Source organism: Vibrio sp. V43_P6S15P86, assembly GCF_009904725.1.
GTDB lineage: Bacteria > Pseudomonadota > Gammaproteobacteria > Enterobacterales > Vibrionaceae > Vibrio > Vibrio diabolicus.
The window spans coordinates 1-2772 of sequence record NZ_WXWT01000436.1 but is presented as its reverse complement, the minus strand read 5'-3'; the positions used below and the strand labels follow the sequence as shown (position 1 = coordinate 2772).

The 2772-nt window shown below is 43.1% G+C and carries 2 protein-coding genes, 1 tRNA gene and 1 pseudogene; 2 read left to right on the top strand and 2 right to left on the bottom strand.

All coding sequences use genetic code 11. The annotated features are described in order from the left end of the window. A partial coding sequence (locus CAG69_RS19635) for a carbohydrate-binding protein (RefSeq protein ID WP_161445783.1) occupies positions 1-1240 on the top strand: 1240 nt, incomplete at its 5' end. A gap of 199 nt (positions 1241-1439) precedes the next feature. Here CAG69_RS19635 and CAG69_RS19630 read toward each other — a convergent pair. Both CAG69_RS19630 and CAG69_RS19625 read right to left on the bottom strand, forming a co-directional pair. Continuing rightward, positions 1440-1524 (bottom strand) — tRNA-Leu (locus tag CAG69_RS19630). A gap of 190 nt (positions 1525-1714) precedes the next feature. Then, a complete protein-coding gene (locus tag CAG69_RS19625) occupies positions 1715-2380 on the bottom strand; it encodes an SDR family NAD(P)-dependent oxidoreductase (protein WP_161445781.1) in 666 nt (221 codons plus the stop codon). A 227-nt stretch (positions 2381-2607) separates the two neighbouring features. Here CAG69_RS19625 and CAG69_RS19620 point away from each other — a divergent pair. Further along, a pseudogene (locus CAG69_RS19620) lies at positions 2608-2772 on the top strand (DUF2254 domain-containing protein); the annotation flags it as partial.

The following is a 2772-nucleotide window of genomic DNA, read 5'->3' as shown; positions in this document are numbered from 1 at the left end:
ACTATCACAATACTCATTTGCTCAAACCGACTCTAAAGGCACCATTTATCTAACGTTTGATGATGGACCAATCAATGCATCTATTGACGTTATTCAAGTACTTAACCAAGAAGATATCAAAGCGACGTTTTACTTTAATGCTTGGCACTTAGATGGAATTGGTGATGAGAATGAAGACCGTTCGCTAGAAGCCTTAAAGCTCGCATTAGACACTGGTCATATTGTCGCGAACCATAGTTACGATCATATGGTTCATAACTGCGTTGATGAGTTTGGACCTAATAGCGCAGCAGAATGTAATGCTACCGGCGACCACCAGCTTAACTCGTACCAAGATCCTGTTTACGATGCCTCAATGTTTACAGAAAACTTATCTGTTTTAGAAAAGTATCTGCCTAACATTACAAGCTACCCGAATTATAAGGCAACAGAGTTTGCTAGACTGCCCTACACCAACGGCTGGCGCGTGACTAAAGACTTCAAAGCAGATGGATTATGTGCAACGTCTGATGACTTTAAACCTTGGGAACCAGGCTACGTTTGTAATATCAACGACCCATCAAACAGTGTGAAAGCCTCAATTGCGGTACAAAACATTCTGGCTAATAAAGGCTATCAAACACATGGTTGGGATGTGGATTGGGCACCTGAAAACTGGGGGATAGCAATGCCAGCCAACAGTCTAACAGAGGCAGAACCTTTCCTAGGTTACGTAGATGCAGCATTGAACAACTGTGCTCCTACCACCATCAACCCTATCAATTCAAAAGCACAAGAGTTTCCATGTGGTACACCACTCCACGCAGACAAGGTCATTATTCTAACGCATGAGTTTTTGTTTGAAGACGGTAAGCGAGGAATGGGCGCAACCAAGAATTTACCTAAATTAGCGGAATTTATCCGACTAGCAAAACAAGCTGGCTATGTATTCGATACGATGGATAACTACACACCAAACTGGCAAGTTGGTCATAGCTACAACGCTGGCGACTACGTCCTACATTTAGGCACCGTTTACCAAGCAGTGACCAGCCATAACGCACAGAAGGACTGGGCACCTTCCCCAACCTCTAGCCTTTGGACCAATGCTGATCCGGCAACAAATTGGGAAGTGAATGTTTCATATAAAGAGGGAGATGTTGTGACGTACTCTGGCAAACGTTATCTCGTCAATGTGCCACACGTATCTCAAGCCGATTGGACACCTGACTCACAGAACACCTTGTTCACAGCTCTATAAGCTGTTCCCTACTATTATCATGTAGTAGCTTGCGCGAGGTAATCCCTCGCGCTTTTTTATTTTTAGAAAAGTAAAAATGGAAAGCAGTAAAGAGTGGAGTGACTGGGCCTGGCATTCCTGACGCCACGCTGGATTTGAATTCACAAACCCTAGATACAACAAAGCCCCGACTTACGTCGAGGCTTTATCATATGAATTATGGTACCGGTGGGCGGACTTGAACCGCCACGCCCGAAGGCAACGGATTTTGAATCCGTCGTGTATACCAATTTCACCACACCGGCATCTTTGGGCTATTGCCCTTTGATGGTTGGCATTATACGGAAGCTTTTGACCTGCGCAAGCAGAAATACCTTAAATAACTATCGTTTGCTGATAATTTCGCCACAAAGTGTGACAAAGCTGTACTGATAAGAAACGTACACTCCATTTCCTACTACTGTTCCAGGTGAAAATGAGTATACGCAACTCTTTTTAAATTCTATTCACTGTAATATCAGAAACATAACCATTCCCGATGCTCGACAAAGCCGTATGGAGCATCTCGGCAGCATCTTCCGCTTGCATGAAGTGACTCGTGTCCATCATGTTGCCGCTTGTCTTCCAGAATTCCGTATCCATTCCACCAGGATAAACCGCGATAATTTTCATTGGCTTTCCTTTTAACTCCAAACGAACCGACTCGATTAATCCTTTGACAGCCCACTTCACAGCACAATACGTAGACTCTTGCGCTTTAGGCTGTTGCGCAGCAGTAGACATAACCATGACCACTTTTATCGGTTGATCTTTGTAACGCTTTACTAACTCTCTTAATACATGAATAGCGGAATTCAGGTTATTATCAATCAGTTTTTGAATCTCTTCCGGCTCCTGCTCTTCCAGTTCGCCAAAATAACCACTTCCTGCACTATGAATGACCATTTCAGGCGGCTGTTTCATCCCATCAAATAGGTGTTTCACATCTTGATGTAATGAGAGGTTGCAAGCTTGATAGCCGACGTTATGAGAGAGTTGTTTTGCTAGTGCGGATAGTTTTTCTGTGTTTCTTCCTATTACATACGTCTCTTTGCCTTCCGCATCATAACGCTTTGTCAGCTCTGCCCCTAAACCGCTACTTGCACCTGTAATTACAATCATGGCTACCTCTTATCAATCACATACTTTTAATGCATCTATCAATTAAGGTAACAGAATCTTGGTAATTCACACCTCAAGAACAGCATTCTTTGAAGCAAGCGACTTTCTTACTCTCATGATGCATGAAATACCAAGTAGAACGAGGAAGATTTAACCTATGCTTAAGCAAGAATAACTTTCTGAATTTTCTATCTACTTTCAAGTAAGAACTGAATAGGAGCATACGAATGACTGGGTCAAAATGGCAATGGTTACTGAAGCAAATGACGCGCAAACTGTGGGTTCGCACGTCACTTTATGCCTTACTTGCTGTCGCCACCGCCCTAATATCCATTGTTTTAAACCAGTTCATTACTCTGCCTCCTGCAATCAACGTCAGTAAGGATTTGCTT